The following is an 842-nucleotide window of genomic DNA, read 5'->3' on the forward strand; positions in this document are numbered from 1 at the left end:
AGTGTGGTGACCAGGATGATAAGAGCCGTATGACGGGAGACTGTCACGTACGGATCTGTGGGAGCCGGAGGGTGAAATCCCCTCCGGCCACCCGACTTCGCCCAGGAATATCGATGACCGACAAGTGCGAATTCATCGACGGCGAGAAGGACCACTACCCCATCTACAAGATGTGCACCTGGATAGGAATCTCGGCATCTGGATTTTACGACTGGCGATCCCGGGAAACATCGCCACGGCCGAGCGCCGGCTGATGCGGGAGGCGGGTTCGGATGGGCTGCGACGAGGTGCTCGGGTTGCTGCGGGAGCGGGAGGCGGCCTGCCGGGGCGAGGCAGTGCGGTTGCGCGGGGAGGCGACACGGATCGCGGAGCTCCTGCTGGTGTGCGAGGAGGAGTTGGCGCGGGTGGCGACGGTGCTGGCGGTAGTCGGCGGACCGCCGGCGCTGCACGCCCCGGCCCTTCCGGTCGTCGCCGGACCTGCCGCGGTCCCGGCTCCGCGGGCCGGGGTGCCCGGTCCCGGACGCGGTGAGACCCGGGAGGCGGCGGCGGAGTTCACCGAGCGGGTGCTCGAAGTGCTTGCCGGAGCGCGCGGTCCGGTGCGGTGCGGGCAGATGGCGGGGTGGCTCGGCCTGGAATCCAGTGCCCGAAACGTCGAGCGGGTGCGGCACCACCTCAAACGCGCGGTGAAGGACGGTCGGGCCGTCGCGACGCCCGGTGGCCTGTTCGCGCCGCTCAAAGCGAGGGCGGCAACGACCTCGCGCGGGTGAACTGCCGTAACGGTAAAGGGCCTTCTCCGTGTTGGTCGGGTTGTAGCGCCTGACCAGCAAGGAAGAAGACCCGGT

General features: G+C 68.9%; 1 protein-coding gene. It reads left to right on the top strand.

Annotated features, from left to right (window positions below; translation table 11 throughout):
• The first annotated feature begins 272 nt into the window (after nt 1–272).
• The gene (locus tag QMK28_RS34020; RefSeq protein WP_326443562.1) at nt 273–767 is read left to right on the top strand and encodes a hypothetical protein; all 495 of its coding nucleotides are present in this window, start codon (nt 273–275) and stop codon (nt 765–767) included.
• The last annotated feature ends 75 nt before the right edge of the window (nt 768–842 follow it).

The organism is Streptomyces sp. H27-D2 (assembly GCF_035828615.1).
Taxonomy (GTDB): Bacteria; Actinomycetota; Actinomycetes; order Streptomycetales; family Streptomycetaceae; genus Streptomyces.

Bases quoted from the DNA above. Each gene is read 5' to 3' on its own strand.
- QMK28_RS34020 (WP_326443562.1), top strand. From the start codon at position 273: ATGGGCTGCGACGAGGTGCTCGGGTTGCTGCGGGAGCGGGAGGCGGCC.